Source organism: Cellvibrio sp. (assembly GCF_039207905.1).
Lineage (GTDB): Bacteria > Pseudomonadota > Gammaproteobacteria > Pseudomonadales > Cellvibrionaceae > Cellvibrio.
The window spans coordinates 141,632-159,471 of sequence record NZ_JBCECX010000002.1; the positions used below are offsets into that span (position 1 = coordinate 141,632).

Annotated in this window: 18 protein-coding genes; 4 read left to right on the forward strand and 14 right to left on the reverse strand. The window is 50.6% G+C overall.

All coding sequences use genetic code 11. From position 1 onward, the window contains the following. Window positions 1-97: 97 nt before the first annotated feature. Window positions 98-712, reverse strand: coding sequence for a LysE family translocator (locus AAGC78_RS01615; protein WP_435782279.1), 615 nt, complete (start codon window positions 710-712; stop codon window positions 98-100). A 103-nt stretch (window positions 713-815) separates the two neighbouring features. Here AAGC78_RS01615 and AAGC78_RS01620 point away from each other — a divergent pair, with 103 nt between their 5' ends. Together AAGC78_RS01620 and AAGC78_RS01625 are read left to right on the forward strand one after the other, a co-directional pair. Next, on the forward strand, window positions 816-1,154 hold the full coding sequence (locus tag AAGC78_RS01620) for a hypothetical protein (protein ID WP_435782280.1): 339 nt from the start codon (window positions 816-818) through the stop codon (window positions 1,152-1,154). 358 nt (window positions 1,155-1,512) lie between these two features. Further along, entirely contained in the window at window positions 1,513-1,962 is a 450-nt protein-coding gene (locus tag AAGC78_RS01625) for a nuclear transport factor 2 family protein (RefSeq protein WP_435782281.1), read from the forward strand. A gap of 23 nt (window positions 1,963-1,985) precedes the next feature. Here AAGC78_RS01625 and panB read toward each other — a convergent pair whose 3' ends face one another. From panB to dksA, 9 genes are all read right to left on the reverse strand, one after another. Further along, window positions 1,986-2,825: a 3-methyl-2-oxobutanoate hydroxymethyltransferase gene (gene panB, locus AAGC78_RS01630; RefSeq protein WP_435782282.1), complete on the reverse strand. Its 840-nt coding sequence runs from the start codon at window positions 2,823-2,825 to the stop codon at window positions 1,986-1,988. Window positions 2,826-2,867: 42 nt separating this feature from the next. Further along, the gene (locus tag AAGC78_RS01635; RefSeq protein ID WP_435782283.1) at window positions 2,868-3,551 is read right to left on the reverse strand and encodes a deoxynucleoside kinase; all 684 of its coding nucleotides are present in this window, start codon (window positions 3,549-3,551) and stop codon (window positions 2,868-2,870) included. A gap of 23 nt (window positions 3,552-3,574) precedes the next feature. Beyond that, window positions 3,575-4,060, reverse strand: a complete 486-nt coding sequence (gene folK, locus AAGC78_RS01640; RefSeq protein WP_435782284.1) for a 2-amino-4-hydroxy-6-hydroxymethyldihydropteridine diphosphokinase — start codon at window positions 4,058-4,060, stop codon at window positions 3,575-3,577. Window positions 4,061-4,063: 3 nt separating this feature from the next. Continuing rightward, window positions 4,064-5,452, reverse strand: coding sequence for a polynucleotide adenylyltransferase PcnB (gene pcnB, locus AAGC78_RS01645; RefSeq protein WP_435782285.1), 1,389 nt, complete (start codon window positions 5,450-5,452; stop codon window positions 4,064-4,066). Window positions 5,453-6,340: 888 nt separating this feature from the next. Next, window positions 6,341-7,756 (reverse strand): sigma-54-dependent transcriptional regulator, encoded by a 1,416-nt coding sequence (locus AAGC78_RS01650; protein ID WP_435782286.1) that lies wholly within the window; start codon window positions 7,754-7,756, stop codon window positions 6,341-6,343. Between the two features lie 117 nt (window positions 7,757-7,873). Continuing rightward, complete coding sequence (locus tag AAGC78_RS01655; protein ID WP_435782287.1) at window positions 7,874-10,843, reverse strand: ATP-binding protein; 2,970 nt, start codon at window positions 10,841-10,843, stop codon at window positions 7,874-7,876. A gap of 48 nt (window positions 10,844-10,891) precedes the next feature. Then, window positions 10,892-11,074 carry a hypothetical protein gene (locus tag AAGC78_RS01660; RefSeq protein ID WP_435782288.1) on the reverse strand — a complete coding sequence of 61 codons (183 nt, stop codon included), beginning with the start codon at window positions 11,072-11,074 and terminating at the stop codon, window positions 10,892-10,894. A 43-nt stretch (window positions 11,075-11,117) separates the two neighbouring features. Beyond that, the gene (gluQRS, locus tag AAGC78_RS01665) at window positions 11,118-12,068 is read right to left on the reverse strand and encodes a tRNA glutamyl-Q(34) synthetase GluQRS (RefSeq protein WP_435782289.1); all 951 of its coding nucleotides are present in this window, start codon (window positions 12,066-12,068) and stop codon (window positions 11,118-11,120) included. A 41-nt stretch (window positions 12,069-12,109) separates the two neighbouring features. Beyond that, entirely contained in the window at window positions 12,110-12,553 is a 444-nt protein-coding gene (gene dksA / locus AAGC78_RS01670; protein ID WP_007645291.1) for an RNA polymerase-binding protein DksA, read from the reverse strand. A gap of 262 nt (window positions 12,554-12,815) precedes the next feature. Here dksA and sfsA point away from each other — a divergent pair, with 262 nt between their 5' ends. Further along, window positions 12,816-13,538 carry a DNA/RNA nuclease SfsA gene (gene sfsA / locus AAGC78_RS01675; RefSeq protein WP_435782290.1) on the forward strand — a complete coding sequence of 241 codons (723 nt, stop codon included), beginning with the start codon at window positions 12,816-12,818 and terminating at the stop codon, window positions 13,536-13,538. Here the strand turns inward: sfsA and AAGC78_RS01680 are convergent. Then, window positions 13,535-14,341: a DMT family transporter gene (locus AAGC78_RS01680; protein WP_435782291.1), complete on the reverse strand. Its 807-nt coding sequence runs from the start codon at window positions 14,339-14,341 to the stop codon at window positions 13,535-13,537. The two genes, sfsA and AAGC78_RS01680, sit on opposite strands and share 4 nt — an antisense overlap. A 160-nt stretch (window positions 14,342-14,501) precedes the next feature. Then, window positions 14,502-15,047 carry a DUF4136 domain-containing protein gene (locus AAGC78_RS01685; protein ID WP_435782292.1) on the reverse strand — a complete coding sequence of 182 codons (546 nt, stop codon included), beginning with the start codon at window positions 15,045-15,047 and terminating at the stop codon, window positions 14,502-14,504. A 135-nt stretch (window positions 15,048-15,182) separates the two neighbouring features. On the opposite strand from AAGC78_RS01685, the gene AAGC78_RS01690 reads away from it, so the two are divergent. Beyond that, on the forward strand, window positions 15,183-16,001 hold the full coding sequence (locus AAGC78_RS01690) for an undecaprenyl-diphosphate phosphatase (RefSeq protein ID WP_435782293.1): 819 nt from the start codon (window positions 15,183-15,185) through the stop codon (window positions 15,999-16,001). A 63-nt stretch (window positions 16,002-16,064) separates the two neighbouring features. Here AAGC78_RS01690 and AAGC78_RS01695 read toward each other — a convergent pair whose 3' ends face one another. Together AAGC78_RS01695 and hslU are read right to left on the reverse strand one after the other, a co-directional pair. After that, window positions 16,065-16,445, reverse strand: a complete 381-nt coding sequence (locus AAGC78_RS01695; protein WP_435782294.1) for a gamma-butyrobetaine hydroxylase-like domain-containing protein — start codon at window positions 16,443-16,445, stop codon at window positions 16,065-16,067. Window positions 16,446-16,462: 17 nt separating this feature from the next. Continuing rightward, window positions 16,463-17,785, reverse strand: coding sequence for an ATP-dependent protease ATPase subunit HslU (gene hslU, locus AAGC78_RS01700; RefSeq protein ID WP_435782295.1), 1,323 nt, complete (start codon window positions 17,783-17,785; stop codon window positions 16,463-16,465). Window positions 17,786-17,840 lie beyond the last annotated feature (55 nt).

Below are 17,840 nucleotides of genomic sequence, written 5' to 3' on the forward strand. Positions count from 1 at the left end.
AATGTATGAGGTGCAGCTTAAGGATTTATTGGGCGAATGAAAAAGAATCGTTTTTTCTTTGCTTATACCCAAATTGTGTAATCAGAAAATTGGACAATCACAGTTTGGTGAAGGCAAGTAACCCGCCAGCCGCAATGAGCGCGCCGCCGGAAATCCAGTTAAACCAGCGCTGATGCTCGGGTGACTTGAGCCAGCGCATAATGCTCTGCCCGCCGACGGCGTAGATCGCCATCCAGATAAAATCCATCGCCAGAAAAATAATCGTGAGCAATGCAAATTGCGGTGGCATGGATTTTTGCACATCGATAAATGGCGGCATTAATGCGCCGAAATAAATCAGCCCTTTGGGATTGGTCACAGCGACAATAAACGCTTTACGAAATAACTGGCTGCTGCGAATTTGGCGCGCTTCCATATCCATGCTCAGCGGTGGCGCGAGCACCAGTTTTATTCCCAGATAGCTTAAGTAAGCGGCGCCGATCCATTTAATGGTGTGGAATATCCATTCGGCTTGTTCGACTAACAAACCCAAGCCGAATGCGGATAACAACATCAGGATTAAATTACCGGCGCTGGCGCCCAGCATGGTGAATGTGGATTTGGCAAAACCGTAACGGCCCGCATCAATCATGCAGGCGAGCATCACCGGGCCGGGGCTGGCGGAGAGCACAAGCGTGATGGTAGTAAACAGCCAGAGTTGTTCGAGCGACATAGGGATTTCCTGCAGCGAGCGCGCAGTTTAGCAGAGCATCCGGCAGCGTCGTTAAAGTCTTCTATACTCAATCCGTTAATCATTACGTGATGAAAGGTGTGTTATGTCGAATAGCAGTATTTCCAAAGCCATCAATGTGCTGGAGGATTTGTTGGGCGGGTTGGATCAGGCCTATTGGGAAGCTAATAGCTTGGATCGCAAAGATTTTTTCTATGACTTGATTGGTGCGCTCCATGCGGAATTGTCTGAGTTGGGTAAGCTCAGCGTGCAAGACCACGATCTGGATTACGAGCCGGTGACGGAAGAGTTTCGTGCGGTGCGTCCCAAATTGAGCCGGTTGCGCAAATTGGTCGACGACTTCGCATTACGATCAACAACTGCCGCACGCTTGGAACATTTGATCAACGAATCCATGGTGCTGATGGGACGCAACGCGACCTGAATGTGATGGTTTATAGCCTTTCATAATGAAGTGAATATGGTTATCACCAAATATTTTAAATGTTGCGCTAAAAAAACTGGCAACGGCGGAAAAGTGAACAATACTAAAACTACCGGTAACGGTTTCTTCCTGTGAGTACAACGGCATTCGTGTTTTGGTTGGCTCATCGATTTAGGAAGGTTGTGCGGTTACCGCGGGTTTATTGGGCCCAGTTTGGAACTCCCCTTTATTTGTAATCTAGTATGGTCTTGGCCGGCATCTTTATGGTGTCGGCTTTTTTTATTTTTGTAGTGTAGGATTTGTGTTCATGTAACGAGAACCAGTGAAAAATAAGCGAGAGTTAGTGATGAAAAAAATAATGGTTATACCAATCCTATTAAGTTCGTTAGCGGCATTTTCTGCACAAGCGGAAACCTGTTTGAGTGAAAAAAGTGTGGTTGCTTTGGATGCTCAATATGAAAAAGCCCTGCAAGTCGGCGATGTGAAATTCTTAGAAAAATTGCTCGCCCCGGAATTTTATTGGGTACACAACCTTGCCAGCATGAAGGAGAAAAAATCTGAGCTATTGGCGCGTGTGCAAAAGCCGGAAGAGCAAGCAAAAGAGCGCCGCTCCCATGACACTACCCAGCAGCGGTTAGGAAACACAGTCGTGGTACAAGGCTTGAGCAGTGTGGATAAATTGAATGCAGATGGTAAAACGTTTCGCACTTCGCGCTATCAATTTATGCGCACTTATGTGGAAGACAAGGGTGAATGCAAATTGTTGGCAGTGCAGACAATGAAAGTGTGGTCGAGCGATGGCAACTAGCAGGCTTACGCCTGCCAGTTTTATTAATTAAAAATATTGTCGTCGCCAGGGAAGGCTCCGGATTTAACATCGGCGACGTATTTTTGCATAGCGCCGGGAATATCATTTGCTTCCAGCAAAAAGTTTTTGGAGAATTTCGGTGGCTGCTCGGTGAGCCCGAGGATATCGTTAATTACCAGCACTTGTGCGTCTGTATCGCGCCCTGCGCCAATGCCAATAACCGGGATGGCAATTTCACGGGTAATACGTGCACCCAGTTCAGCGGGAACACATTCCAACACTAATAAATCAGCGCCTGCATCGGCGAGTAATTTTGCATCGGCAAGAATTTTTTCTGCGCCAGCATCATCGCGGCCCTGCACGCGGAAGCCGCCAAATTTGTTGACCGATTGCGGTGTTAAACCTAAATGCGCGCACACAGGTACGCCGCGTTCTGCGAGCATGTTGACTGTTTCTGCGAGCCAGGCGCCACCCTCAAGTTTCACCATCTGTGCACCGGCTTGCATGATACGCGTGCAGTTGCGCATGGCTTCATCGGGCGTGGCATAAGTCATGAAGGGTAAGTCGCCGATAATGAGCGATTTTTTATTGCCGCGTGCAACAGCTTCTACGTGATAAATCATTTGCTCCATAGTCACTGGAATTGTGCTGTCATAACCCAACACGGTCATGCCCAGTGAGTCGCCCACCAATACCACTTCTACGCCGCAGCGTTGCGCCATGTTGGCCATGTGTGCGTCATACAATGAGATAACGACAAATTTTTCACCGCTGTTTTTTAATTTATTCAGCGTGTTAATCGTGACATTTTTGGTAAGCGCGGTATTCGCCGTTGAGGTGCTGTTGATCGTTGAATAAGGCATGGCAATTCTCGCTACAAAAAATAAAACTCAGGATGGTTCGGGCTAAAGTGCGGGCACCGGGTTGTAATAGTGGCGGCCGCTTTTGATGGTGAGAATATATTCCACCAGCTGTTTAAAGTGATCGCGGTTTTTCGCCAGGTTTAAATCTTTCGCATTCACAATCAGCAGCGGTGCACCATCATAGAAATGAAAAAATTCTGTATAGGCGTCGTTGAGTACTTTTAAATAATCGGCATTGATGTGTTGTTCGGCGCTGATGCCCCGTTGGCGGATACGCTCAAGCAGCACATCCAGCGGTGCCTGCAAATAAATAACCAAATCCGGGCGCGGTGCGTTGATGACGAGCTTGTCGTACACCTGGCGATAAATATTTAATTCATCGTCGTCCAGGGTGACGCGCGCAAAAAGCTGATCCTTTTCGATCAGGAAGTCGGCGACGCGCACCGGTTCAAAAATATCGTCCTGACGCAGGCTTTGTAATTGGTTAGCACGCTGGAATAAAAAGAATAGTTGTGTTGGCAGGGCGGTAGATTTTGGATCGCGATAGAAACGTTCCAAAAATGGATTTTCTTCCGGCTGCTCCAGCAGCATATCGTAATTAAACAACTGCGCGATGTTGCGGGCAAGCGTCGTTTTGCCGACACCGATACAACCTTCTACAGCGATATAGCGCGGCAGCGAGGTGTTGGTTAAATCCAATCCGAGTTCTTCAAAAACAACGTCCACGGTAACTCCTTGAAACTAATTCGTTAAGCGGGCGATGGCAGGCGAACCAGTCCGTCGGCAGGGCAACGGCTGAGCAGATCGACAAGCGAGGTGCCATCGGGCAACTGTAAATCCGGGGTAATGTCCGCGAGCGGATAAAGCACAAAGCTGCGCTGGGTCAAATAGGGGTGAGGCACGGTAAGGCGCTCATGCTGGATAGTGTGATCTGCGTAAAGGAGCAGGTCCAGATCCAGTGTGCGTGGCCCCCAATGTTGGATGCGCACGCGTTGGTGGGCTTGTTCAATCGCTTGCAGGGCGTCCAGCAGTGCGAGAGGGGTGAGCTGGGTGTCCAGCAAGGCAACGGCATTGATGTAATCAGGCTGCTCGGGGCCAACTGCATGGCTGGAGTAAATGGCGGAGCGCGCCACCAGAACCGTTTGGGCGATAGCACCCAGTTCGTCGAAGGCGCGCGTTACCTGCGCGAGTGGATCTTCCAGATTGCTGCCGAGACCTATGTAGGCCAGCGCCATGGATTATTCGTTCCCGCCGGGTGCGGCATCGGTTTTGGGCTTGCGTGGACCACGGCGACGGCGCGGTTTGCTGGCCGATTTGCCGCCGGGCTGTCTGCCCACATCTTTAACCATTTGCTCGCGCTCTTCATCGTTGGCGCTTTGGTAATTCGTCCACCAAACGCCCAAACCATCGAGTGCTTCACCGGCCGCTTCGCGCATCAACAGGAAGTCGTAAGCAGCGCGGAAACGTGGGTGATCCAGTGTACGCAGCGCGCGCATTCCCAAGCGGCTGGGCAGGCGTTGCTGCAAGTCCCAGATCTCGCGCATCGGGATCAGGAAGCGCTTGGGTACTGCTGTGCGCGTGAGTTGTTGGTTGATGACGTTTTGCGATGCTTGTGCCCAGGCTTGGGTTGGCGTCATTTGTCCGCTCAGTTGTTTGAACTGCTGCTGCAGGCCGGGCCAGAGCAGGGCGGCGTAGATAAACGCGGGGGTAACGGTTTTCTCGGCCCGAATGCGTTTGTCAGTATTGATCATGCACTGTTCGATCAGGTTGGCGCCAAGCTCGTCGCCTGCTTTAAGTGCTTTGTCGGTGCCGGGGAATAGATGGGTTAGCAGGTCGTACTCGCGCATCAAATTGAAGGTGGCGGTTGCTGATCCACCCAAAAACAGTTTGAGCACCTCTTCAAACAGGCGCGCATCGGACACATTCAACAGCAGGCCGCTTAATTCGCGAATCGGCTTGGAAGTTTTTGGCTCCAGGCTGAAACCCAGTTTCGCTGCGAAGCGCAGGGCGCGCAGGATGCGTACTGGATCTTCTTTGTAGCGTGTTGCCGGGTCGCCAATAATGCGCAGGGTGCGGTTTTTAAGGTCTTCCATGCCATTGCAGTAGTCAATGACGGAAAAGTCCTTGAGCGTGTAGTAGAGCGCATTCACGGTGAAGTCGCGACGCATGGCATCGGTTTCAAGGGTGCCATACACATTATCGCGCAGCAGCATGCCATCTTCACTGCGGGCGTGTGATGAGGATTCCTCATGGTGGCCGCGGAAGGTGGTCACTTCGATTATCTCGCGTCCCATGCGTACATGGACGATCTGGAAACGGCGACCGACAATGCGCGCACTGCGGAACAGGCGTTTAACTTCTTCGGGTTTGGCGTTAGTGGCAACATCAAAATCTTTAGGGTGGTTGCCGAGTAACAAATCGCGTACACCGCCGCCCACCAAATAGGCTGCATAGCCGGCATCTTCCAATTGCTTGATGATCTTGATGGCAGCAGGGCTGATGTTCTTGCGGGAAATATTATGCTGGTCGCGCGGAATCAGAATGGCGCCGTCGCTGGTGCGGATTGCGGATGCCTTACTGGAATCCTTTGCGCCGGAGGTGAGCAGGTTTAGCAAGCGTTTGAGCATGTTGTCTCGCTGGTGTTTAGGCAGTCAGTTGCACAAGAGCGGCGAGTTTAGCAGAAGCACGGAGTTTTTTACGACAATCCTGCCTCTCGACCAGGTTCGAATTCAAGCGCAGCCCCATGTTTGCTGGCAATAATCGGGTATGAGTTCGCGTCGTTTACGCGAACGGCTAAAAAATTAATCTCCGGAAAGCAAAACGGGAAAGCTTTCGCTTTCCCGTAGGAGGGAGCACCGGAGTGCTTTAATCGGCATTCAATGGGGTGCTTCCGTGCCCATATCCAATCTCGCGTGCTATCCCATCCCGTGCCTAGTCAGTATCCGCTTTATTTTACTGTCTTATTGCTTTTGTCTTCTAGCGTGGTGTATCTAAGTTATTGTTTTCGTTATTTTTATTTAATTTCTGTTGTTATTATTTCTTGTTGTTATGTTCTTTTTCATTCATTTTTTATTGTTTCTTGTTGTTATTCATTTAGTTCAGTTTCTTATTGTCTATTGTTGTTATTTTTAAGTTATTCACGCTTTTTATTATTTGTTGTTGTTATTAGATTTTCACATTTAATTCTTATTGTTTGTTTTTGTTATGGCGCTCTAAAAGCAGTACTTGTGCCAGATTTGAAATTCATAATTAAATCAAATGGTTAGGTTTTTTGGCGGGCTTCTTATTTCTTTTTGTTATTTCGATAGGTTACATGTTTGTCACTTCTTTGTTACGTCAGACAAATAAAAGGTAACAGTATTTTTACGGTAACACTCTCGTGGTTGGGGGTAACAATTTGGCGTTGGTAACAACAATGTTGGCGTATTTATCAAAAAAACTGTCACTGGATATGAAAAATCCCCAGTGCTGGAGGGCAGCTGGGGATTTTTAAGTGGTAAATGTTACCGGGATGGTTATTTGGCGCTACTGAGTGCCCCCGAAGATTTGGTGCGCGGGATGCCAAGGCGTTGGCGGCGTTCCCATAAGCATTTACGGCTTACACCCAGCTTACGCGCAAGCTCTGTTTCGCTCATGCTGTCCTGATGCTCCAGTACAAAGCGCTGGAAGTAGTCTTCCAGTGACAAATCTTCTGATGCCGCTGGCGCAACGCCTCCAGTACGACTGGCAAGGCGGGCAGGTTCAAATACGGAGCTGCCAGTATTGTCGTCAAGGTCGCTGTTATCCATATCGATAGACAGCAAGTGACCGCCGATTTCGGTGCTGTCTTCACACAGGATTACCGCGCGTTGCATGGCGTTTTCCAATTCGCGCACGTTACCCGGCCAGCCGTAGCTCATGATGGCATCCATCGCGCTGGACGAAAGCTTGAGTTGGGGTTTGCCGAATTGGGCGCAGTAGCGCTGTAGCAGTGATTCTGCGATGTTGATGATATCGCGGCCGCGCTCGCGCAGTGGTGGCAGTTCTAACTGGACGACGTTGATGCGGAAATAAAGGTCTTCGCGGAATTTGCCTTCTTTGGAGAGCTTGCGCAGGTCGCGGTGGGTTGCAGCGACAAGACGAACATCGACTTTGCGCGATTCAACTGCACCTAAAGGTCGCACTTCTCCCTCCTGCAATACGCGCAGCAGTCGAGCTTGTGCTTCCAGTGGCAGTTCGCCGATTTCATCGAGGAAGAGGGTGCCACCATCAGCTGCTGCAACCAGGCCTTCGCGGTTGGTGGCCGCGCCGGTAAAGGCGCCTTTTTCGTAACCGAAGAGTTCTGATTCAATCAGGGTGTCGGGAATCGCGGCGCAGTTTACCGAGATCATCAAGTGGTTGTTACGGCTGCTTTCCTCGTGCAGAGCGCGGGCAACCAGTTCTTTACCGGTGCCGGTTTCGCCGTGAATCAGCACAGTTGCATTGGTTGGGGCAACTTTATGGATGCGATTATAAAGGTCCTGCATGACGTCGCTTGAGCCAATCATACCGGCGATGGCGGTGCTGGCCGGGATCGAGCCTCCGCTGGCTTTGTTGGCGGCTTTGGCTTTGCCGATCACGCGTTTAACGGCGTTGACCATTTCGTCGTGGTCGAAGGGTTTGGCGATGTAATCCACTGCGCCCATGCGCATGGAGTCTACCGCCGAGCGCAAGCTCGCATAGCTGGTCATGATGAGTACCGGTGTATCTCCCGCCAGCTTGATCAGGTCAGTACCCGGGGCGCCTGGCAGGCGCAGGTCGCTGACGATCAGGTCAAAATCCTTGAGCTGGAATTTGGACGTTGCCTCTTTTACCGACGGGGCTTCACTGACCTCGTACTGGTTGCGCTCAAGTAGCTTGCGCAGGGCGTTACGGATGATGGTTTCGTCTTCAACAATCAGAATCTTACTCATAGCTATCCGGGTCTTGCGTTAAGTGTTACTGGTCAATAACTGGCAGCTGGCTGCCAGTCGCTGTCTGGTGCGCACTAACTGTGCTTCTTATTTTATCGTTGTATATAAAAAGAACTATCAGGTATCCATGAAGGAATCCAGATGGCGAGGCAAGGTGATAACAAAGCTCGCTCCGCGATTGTGGACTGTATCGGCAGGGCTAATGATGTCCATATGGCCGCTGTGGTCTTCAATGATGCTGTACACCATCGCCAAGCCCAAACCTGTTCCTTCACCAGGTTCTTTAGTGGTAAAGAAAGGTTCGAGAATCCGCTCAATCAGTTCCGGAGGGATACCATGCCCCTCATCGGTAACAGAAACTGTTACCGAATCCTCATCTTCGTTACTTTCAAGCATAACACGCCCTTGCTCCGGGCTGGCATCCCGCGCGTTAGATAAAAGATTTATAAAAACCTGAATCATGCGTTGCGCGTCACCAGCGACTATCGCTGTTTTGGGGATGTCATTGCAGAACAGCACCTGGGTTTTCTCCTTTTGAAGGGAGAGCAAGTGGATCGCCTCATTGGCGCAATCACGGATAGATACTGCCTCAAACTCGGTTTTACTGGCGTGGCCAGCGTGGGAGAAGCTCACCAGCGACTGCACGATACGTCCGACACGATCGGTCTGACTGAGGATCTGCTCGGCGGTTTCCAATACTTCAGCGGGATCGGTGGAATCGTATTTGAGGTTTTGCGCGAGGCAGGCGATGCCGGTAATCGGGTTGCCGATTTCGTGGGCAACACCTGCAGCGAGGCGGCCAACCGACGCCAAACGCTCGGAGTGCACCAGTTCCTGCTCCAGCAATTGGGTCTCGGTAACATCTTCTAACAGCATTACCTGATCGTAAACACCGGCGGTAATTGGCCCTTCGATATTGGCTTTGTGCAGGCTGATCCAGTGCGGGCGGTTGTTCAGCTCGATTTCGCGGCGATAAAAATGCGGCTCTTTGCTTTGGCTGAAGTCGATCAGCAGGCTGCACCAAGGCTCGGGGATGTCTTCCAGATAAGAGCCGGTAACATCTTCGCTCGGCGTTTGCGTCAGCTCCGCCATGGCGCGGTTCCACATCAATACTTCCATATCGCGCCCCAATGAGCAGACCGCCATCGGCAGCTCTTCAAGGGTTTTACGGTGATAGAGGCGCAGGGTATTCAATTCCGCCGCCATACCAGTGAGGTGGTCGCGGTATTGGGCGAGGCGGTTTTCGATCAGGTTGATATCCACTGTGCTCTGGGCTTCCGCCGTCGAGTGGGGGATGTATTTGTCCATGATTTCGCTGGCAACGTGAATCCCCATCAGGCTGGAGAGGTTACCTTCGATCTGGTCGCGCAAACGGCGCAGGGCATAGGGGCGGCGCTCGTCGATACTAAGATCCAACTCTTTCAGGGCGATATCCACTTCGCGGCTGGCGGTCACTTTGCCCAGTGGTTTAGCGAGGCGATGTTTGAACTCGGAGGCTGAGTGCACATCCAGCGCCTGACGCACCGGGTGGCTGAGTTCGTCGGCGGCGCAGAGGTTGGCGCTGTAAAGTTCGTCTTCGGTTTGCTGGGTCAGCAGCGATATAACCACAAAGAAGAAGGTATTCAGCCCGAGCGAAATAAGTGTTACCTGGCTCCAGTATTCGATGCCGATAGGAATATTGATATTGGCGATAGGCAGGTTGATGTATTCGATGCCGGTCAGGATCGGTAACAGCAGGCCGAGTGCCCAAATAGTGGTGCCTACCGACAAGCCGGCGATCAGGCCGCGTCTATTACCTTTGCTCCAGAACACGATCGCAAAAGTACCGGGCAGGAATTGTAGGGTTTCGATAAATGCGGTCATGGCGAGGTGCGCCAAACTGAAACTGTTATCCAGTACCCAATAGAAGAGATAGCCGCCACCAAAAATGGCGGCGATCAGCACCCGCCGTAGCCAGAGCAGTTGGCTGTAGAGGTCGGTACGGGTCTGTAATTTCAGGCTGGGTAACAGCCAGTGGTTCATCACCATAGTGGCAAGTGCGAGCGAGATAATCACCATCGCCCCGGTTGCTGCAGAGAGTCCGCCGAGGAATGCCAGTAGGGTCAGGCCGGGTGAGTTGAATAAGATCGGGATGCCCAGGGTGTAGTACTGCGGTGGTAGCGGCACGCTCAATTCGGTGCCCGCCCAGAGGATTGGGAAAATCGGCAATGCCATCAATAATAAAAACAGCGGGAATGCCCAGGTCACTGTGTGGGAATTGCGCATCAGCGGGTTTTCCGCCAAGCCCAAATGGAAGATGTGGGGCATGGTAACGGCGGTTGCTACAAACACCAGCAAGAGGGTATGGGCGGAATCCGAGTGGATGGGGGTGTGCAGTAGCGCGAGGTTTTCGGGGTGATCCAGTAGCCATTGGTCGAGTCCTTCAAGGCCGTCGAATACTCCAAATACTGCAACCAAACCGACAGCGCAGAGGGCGCAGACTTTTAGCAGCGATTCAAATGCCATCGCGGTAATTAAGCCTTTGTGCTGCTCGCGGTTGGCGCCGAAGGAGATGGTGAAAAAGGCGAGAATCGCGCAGTAGCAGAGCGCCATAATGTCTTTAAATGTCAGGCCGGTTCCTGCCAGTGGCAGCGATGGATTGCCGCTTACGGTGAGGATATGCATGGTGTCGGCGATTGCTTGGATTTGCAGCGCCAGCAGCGGCAAGATCCCACACAACATACAGAGTGTAGTGAGCGCGCCCACGCTGTGGCTGTGGTAGCGGAATACCAATAAGTCGGCGAGCGAGTGCACTTGGTGGCGCCGTGCGAGTTCTGCCAGCGGCGCCAATGCAACCGGTGCAAACAGGAAGAGCGCGCCGGTGCCGAGGTAATAAGCGAGTGCACCATAACCGTATTGGAAGGCGAGATCGATAACTCCGTAAAACGCCCAGGCACTGGCGAAAATCCCTAACGACAAAATGTAGGTGATCGGGTGCGAGGTCACCGCCTCAGGAATCCAACCGCGTTCGGTAATGTAAGCAATGCCAAATAGCAGCAGTAAATAACCGATGCCGATGAGTGCTACCTGGCTGAGATCAAAAGTCATGTTCGTTTATGTTCTTATCAGTTTTGAGGCTGAGGTTGATTGGTGCTGTTAATCGAAGTCGTGATATTTCTTGCGTCTGATCTGCATGATAAACGCGATCACAATCACCACTACCCATACGATATAGGGGCGATACCAAGCGCCTTCGGTGTTGATAATCCAGTTAAATAAGCTGGGCGAGAAGATGTAGGCCACTAGCAGTAGCAGGATAACCAGACGTTGATTGTTCATAGCGTAATCTTCCCTTGCGCGAGGCGAGGTGGGTTAATGGCTCTTATTCTTCTTGATACAGGTGTCCGAGGCCGGAGATGGCTGTTCGTTGCCAATGATGCAAACCCCAGTCCAATAATTCGGTGGTAGAACTATCCGCCAAAGCGGCGGGAGGATTTTGCCCTAAAAACTCTAGCCCACGCCACAGATTCCTGCTTGCGAGTTTGCCGTCTATCGCTTTTGCGTGGTTCTGTTTGCTGAGTTTCTGGCCGTTAGCCTGCATCGCCAGTGGCACATGGCCAAACTGCGGCAGTGGTGCACTTAATAGATCAAACAGAAATAGCTGGCGGCCGGTTACCTCAAGCAGGTCGCTACCGCGGATGATGTGGGTAATTCCTTGGGCGATATCATCAACCACTACGGCCAGCTGATAGGCAAAAAAACCGTCACGGCGTTTCAGGATTTGATCGCCCGCGCCAGTGCGCAAGTTTTGGATTTGCACGCCCTGAATGACATCGTCGAATTGGATTTCATCGCTAGTGATTCTGTCGGGTAAATCGTAAAGCTTCAGGCGCAGAGAGCAGATTTGATCGATCGCCGGTTGGTGCGTGCGGCAATGGCCATTGTAAATTCCGCCCATGCTGGTTAACGCTTGGCGTGAACAGGCGCAAGGGTAGGCAAATCCGGCATTGAGCAGGGCATCAAGGCATTGTTGATAGGCATGATGGCGCTGGCTTTGGTAGATAACCTCTCCATCCCAATGCAATCCATGATCTTCCAGGCTGTGTAGGATTAGACTGGCTGCGCCGGGCTGTTCGCGCGGGGGATCGAGATCCTCCATGCGTACCAACCATTGACCGTCATTGGCTTTGGCATCCAGATAACTGGCAAGTGCGCTGACAAGTGAGCCGAAATGCAAGGGTCCGCTGGGTGATGGGGCAAAGCGGCCGATATAGCCTGAGATTTCAGTGCTGTGAATGCGGGAGGGGGTAAGCGAAAGAGGTGTTACTGGCATGGCGATTGAGGCGAGCTTGGCTCGCCTCGATCAAACCGGCATTAGCCGCCGATTTGTTTTTCTTTGATTTCCGCGAGGGTTTTGCAATCCACGCAGAGAGTGGCAGTCGGGCGAGCTTCAAGGCGACGGATACCGATTTCAACGCCGCAGGCATCGCAGTAGCCGTAATCATTGTTCTCGATCAGCTCAAGGGTGCTGTCGATTTTCTTGATCAGCTTGCGCTCGCGGTCGCGGGTGCGCAGCTCAAGGCTGAACTCTTCTTCCTGGCTGGCGCGGTCGGCCGGATCGGGGAAGTTAGCCGCTTCGTCTTTCATGTGGCTTACGGTGCGGTCTACTTCTTCCATCAGCTCTGAACGCCAGTTGAGCAGCAACTGTCTGAAGTGCAGCTTCTGGTTATCGTTCATGTACTCTTCGCCTTTCTTCTCCACATAAGGAGTAAAAGGGCGCAGTGCAAATGTTTCAGTAGAGGGTGATTTTTTCGCCATAGTAGCGCCTCGCAAGACTTCCTGGATCAGCAATAATCTGCACCAGCAAGTGGGCAGAATTAGAAGGGGGAGCAAGCTATCAGATAACAAATGCGAGTGCTAGCTTTTTTCGCGCACTGGCAGTCTGACGGTCGCCATCCCGTAAATCCACACTCCAATCCCGTTTCAGTTGGGGGTCACAAACAAAAACTATAGCCCCAAATTAGCGCATTTGTGCTTCAATTTGCCGCCAACTGACCACTTACCGAATTGACCGCGAATTATGTCCTTTTTTCATCCTGCGATATTGCTCAGACGCTACAAACGTTTTCTGGCCGATGTGCGCCTGCCTGATGGCAGCGAGCTGACTATTCATTGCCCCAATACCGGGTCGATGAAAAATTGTGTCCTGCCGGAAAGCCCCTGTTGGTATTCCATCAGCCAGAGCCAAACACGCAAATATCCCCAAACATTGGAATTGGTTACAACACCCGGAGGTCATCTTGCAGGAATTAATACTGCGCGCACTAACCTGTTGGTGGAAACTGCATTGCGCGCGCAGGTGATTAACGAATTGCGCGATTACCAAACTTTGCGGCGCGAAGTGGTTTATGGCAGCGAAAAATCGCGCATTGATTTTTTGTTGAGAGATAAAGTGACGAATGAAAATTCCGATTCGCGTTTATGTTATCTGGAAGTAAAAAACGTGACACTAATGGAAGCAGAGGGCGAGGGCTTTTTTCCCGATGCGGTTAGCGAGCGCGGCAGTAAACATTTGCGCGAATTAATGGCGATGGTGCAGCAAGGCCATCGCGCTGTTTTATTATTTTGTGTGCAACACACTGGCATTCAATCGGTGCGCGCAGCAGCACATATCGATCAAGTATATGCTTCAACTTTAGCGGCAGCGCGCGCAGCAGGTGTGGAGATAATCGCTTACGCAGCGTCGATCAAACCGGAGCAGCACAGCATAGTGCTGGATCGCTCTCTGCCGGTATTGATTTAGTTTTTGGCGCTGTTGAAATTCACTACGGCAACAGCGCCTAAAATTAAAACCGTCGCGCTGTATTCTGGCCAACCCGGAGTCTCACCCAATAAAAAAATACCGGAGATAACTCCAATTAGCGGCGTTATTAATGACGAGAGCGATGAAACGCTCACCGGTACCAGTGTCACCAATCTTACCCAGGCCCAATAGCAAAACATAAATGCAAATAACACGTTGTAGACCACGCCCCAGAGTGCGAGTGTGGATGGGGTTTTTTCCAGTGAGCCATCGACAAAAATCGCGGCGATAATAATGGGCACACTGGCGAGCAATAATAACCATCCGGTTAATGCAACTGTATTGAGCGGCACTTGCCAGCGTTTCATTAGCACCGTGCCCGCAGCCCAGCACCACGCGGCGGCGACCATTAATATTGCCCCGGTAATTAATTGCGCACTAACTGGCGCGCTGGCCATGTTAATTAATGCCTCGCTCATCAACACTAATACGCCAGCGATGCTAATGCGCAATGTAAATTTATCCTGCAACACCCACACCGATAGCAGCACCGCCCAGATCGGCATGGTGTAACCTAACAATGCTGAGCGCCCGGCGGGTAGCATACTGAGTCCGTAAGTCGCCATCACATTCCACGCGACTATATTCAATAAGCAAATCCACAGGATTTTTTTCCAATAACCGGCAGGAATTTGCAGCGCTATTCCCGATGCGCGCGCCAAACCTAAAATTCCCAACCCACCAAAAAATAAACAAAAACCACGAAATGTCAGCGGCGGTATTTCACCGATAATAAATTTCATAATCGGCCAATTAAAACCCCAGCCAATAGCCATGCCCGCGAGCAGTAAAATGCCTTCGGTGGAAAGACGTTGTGATTGCGTCAGAAAAGAAAAATCAGAAAAAGAAAAAACAGGCGGCCGGATTGGAACTCATTATCCAATCCGGTATCAGATGACGGGATTATTTTGCCGTCGCTTGCGGTGGGAATGGGCTCAGTAGTTTGGCAAAGCTTTCGCGTAATTTGGTTTCGGCTTTAAGCGAGAAATTAATTAGCGGTATATCTTCAGCGTTGCCGCGCCAGATCAAGGTATTGCTACTGGTCTGGGTGATGTCGAACACAATCACACCGACTTGTTTACCTTTGCCTACCGTTTGTCCTGTGCCTAATCCCACACTGCCGTGACGACCAACGGGTAAGCCGATGCCAATGCCGATACTGGTATTGCCGCCACTGCTAACGCGTGAAAATACTTGCATGTCTATCAGCAGGTCGCTGTTGGATGTAACTTTGGTGAATCCCTGTGATTGCAATTGTGCATCGGCGAGATTTTGTAAAAAGGTTTGGTCAATTCCACCAATGTCCACTGAAACTGCACGCCAGCTGTAGGTTTTTAAACCATTGAAATCGGTGCCCGCTTTGAAGTCATTGGCGTAGTGGATGTTGGTGCAGGCGCTGAGCAGCAGTAACAATGCCGTCACCAGGGCTGTGGAATAGTAGTTGCGCATTGCTTCATCCTCGTTAGGGTTTGTAATTGCAATTATAACCTAGTCATTGACACCCGGTTGGGCACAGAGTTTGCAAACAGGGTGTAATTATCGCAGACTTGCGCCCGTTAAATTAATATCGATCAAGGAGCTTTCGTGGATTTACTGCTGATTTTTAAAGCCATCATTATGGGGCTTGTTGAAGGATTGACCGAGTTTTTACCTATTTCCAGTACTGGCCATTTGATCGTTGTTGGCGATTTAATTAATTTTCACAACGACGGGCGCGTCTTTGAAATTGCAATTCAGTTGGGCGCTATCCTCGCGGTAGTAGTTGAATATCGCCAAAAGTTTACCCGCGTCGCATTGGGAATGTTTAATGACTCCCAATCCCAGCGATTTATTTTAAATTTGTTTATTGCATTTTTGCCCGCCGCCATTGTGGGTGTGTTGTTCATCTCGATTATCAAAACCTATTTGTTTAATGCCCTGAGTGTCGCGACCATGTTGATCCTTGGTGGCTTGGTGATTTTGTGGGCCGAGCGGCGCACACATGAAACTCGTGTCACCAATGTGGATGATATGAGTTGGAAAGATGCGTTAAAAGTGGGCTTATTTCAGGTAGTGTCGATGATTCCGGGCACATCGCGCTCGGGTGCGACCATTATCGGTGGTTTATTTATCGGGTTGGATCGCAAAGTTGCTGCTGAGTTTTCGTTCTTCCTCGCGGTACCGACCATGTTTGCAGCCACTTTTTATGATATCTACAAGCATCGCGATGTATTGGATATGGGTGATTTCCCGATGTTTGCGGCGGGTTTTATTACTGCGTTTATCAGTGCCTGGATTGCGGTGCGGACATTGGTGCGGTTTGTGGCGAATCACAGCTATGAAATTTTTGCCTGGTACCGGATTGCGTTTGGCTTGTTTATTTTTATCAGCGCTTATACCGGTTGGATCACTTGGTCTATGTAAAATTGGTTGATGAAAAAACGGCGCCGCCGGTTAACCCGGCGGCTGACATTCTTAATGAAAGCATCAATGAATAAACTTCACTACACTGGTGTCCTTTTCGCGACTTTTACCAGCCTTGTGTAAATCTTCCAAATATTGCTGCCACATCTTCTCCTGATTTTTACCGATTTCGTAAAAATAGTCCCAGGTAAAAATGCCGCTGTCATGGCCATCATCAAAAATTAATTTGAGTGCATAGTTGCCTGCGCGCTCAATTTTGCTAATGCCGACATCTTTTTTTCCGTGCTGTAATACTGCCTGCCCCGGCCCGTGGCCTTTGACTTCGGCGCTGGGGGAGTACACACGCAAAAACTCGGCGGGCAATAAAAATCGCTCGCCGCCAAAATGCAGCTCAAGTTGTTGCGATTGTTTGTGGAACTGGATCTTGCTGGGAATCGCGCTCATGGTTGTTCTGCAATCAATTACAAAATAAAACGGCTTAGATCTTCGTTCTTCGCCAGCTCACCCAAATGGGACTCAACATAAGCAGCGTTGATCTCCACATCGGTTTTGCTATCGCCCGCTTCAAATGAAACACCTTCCAGCAAGCGCTCCAGAATTGTATGAAGGCGGCGCGCGCCGATATTTTCGGTGCGCTCGTTCACTTCAAACGCAGTCTCGGCGATGCGGCGAATACCGTCTTTGGTAAATTTGATATTCACCCCTTCGGTTTTCAGCAGTGCTTCTTGTTGTTCAGTCAGCGATGCTTTTGGCTCGGTGAGGATGCGCTCGAAATCGTCCGGTGTTAACGCGCTCAACTCTACGCGAATTGGCAAACGACCTTGCAGCTCGGGAATTAAATCCGAGGGTTTACTCAGGTGGAATGCACCGGAGGTGATAAATAAAATGTGGTCAGTTTTGATGGTGCCGTGTTTGGTGGAGACTGTGCAGCCTTCAATCAGTGGTAGCAAATCGCGCTGTACACCTTCGCGTGATACATCGGCGCCGCTCACATTACCTTTACGTGCAACCTTATCGATCTCATCGATAAAGACAATGCCGTTTTGCTCGGTTGCTTCGATGGCTTGCGCTTTGATGTCGTCATCGCTTACCAGTTTTGCAGCTTCTTCGTCCTGCAATTGTTTGAAGGCTTTTTTTACCGTCATTTTGGCTTTTTTGGTTTTGTCGCGCCCGAGCGACGAAAACATGCTTTGCAATTGATTGGTCATGTCTTCCATGCCCGGTGGCGCCATGATCTCAACGCCGACGTTGGTCGCCGCTATATCAATCTCAATTTCTTTATCGTCCAGTTCACCTTCGCGCAATTTTTTGCGGAAGATTTGGCGAGTGCCGGATTCGTGTTTGCTCTCTTCATCAGACAGGCTGCGTGCTGGTGGCAAAAGCACATCGAGGATGCGCTCTTCTGCTGCTTCTGCTGCGCGATGTTGCACTGATTTGGTCGCTTGCTCGCGGCGCATTTTAATGGCGACGTCGACGAGATCGCGAATGATCGATTCTACATCGCGGCCGACATAACCAACCTCGGTGAATTTGGTCGCTTCCACTTTGATAAAAGGCGCGTTGGCAAGTTTTGCCAAGCGGCGGGCAATTTCCGTTTTACCAACACCGGTTGGGCCAATCATCAAAATATTTTTCGGGGTAATTTCGTTGCGCATATCGGCGGGCACTTGCATGCGGCGCCAGCGGTTACGCAGCGCAATCGCCACAGCGCGTTTGGCATCAGCCTGGCCGACAATATGTTTATCCAATTCGTGCACGATTTCGCGCGGAGTCATTGAGGACATAAAAAGCTCTTAAGGAAATAAAGTAAATTTTGCATACACGGATTAATTTCCAATC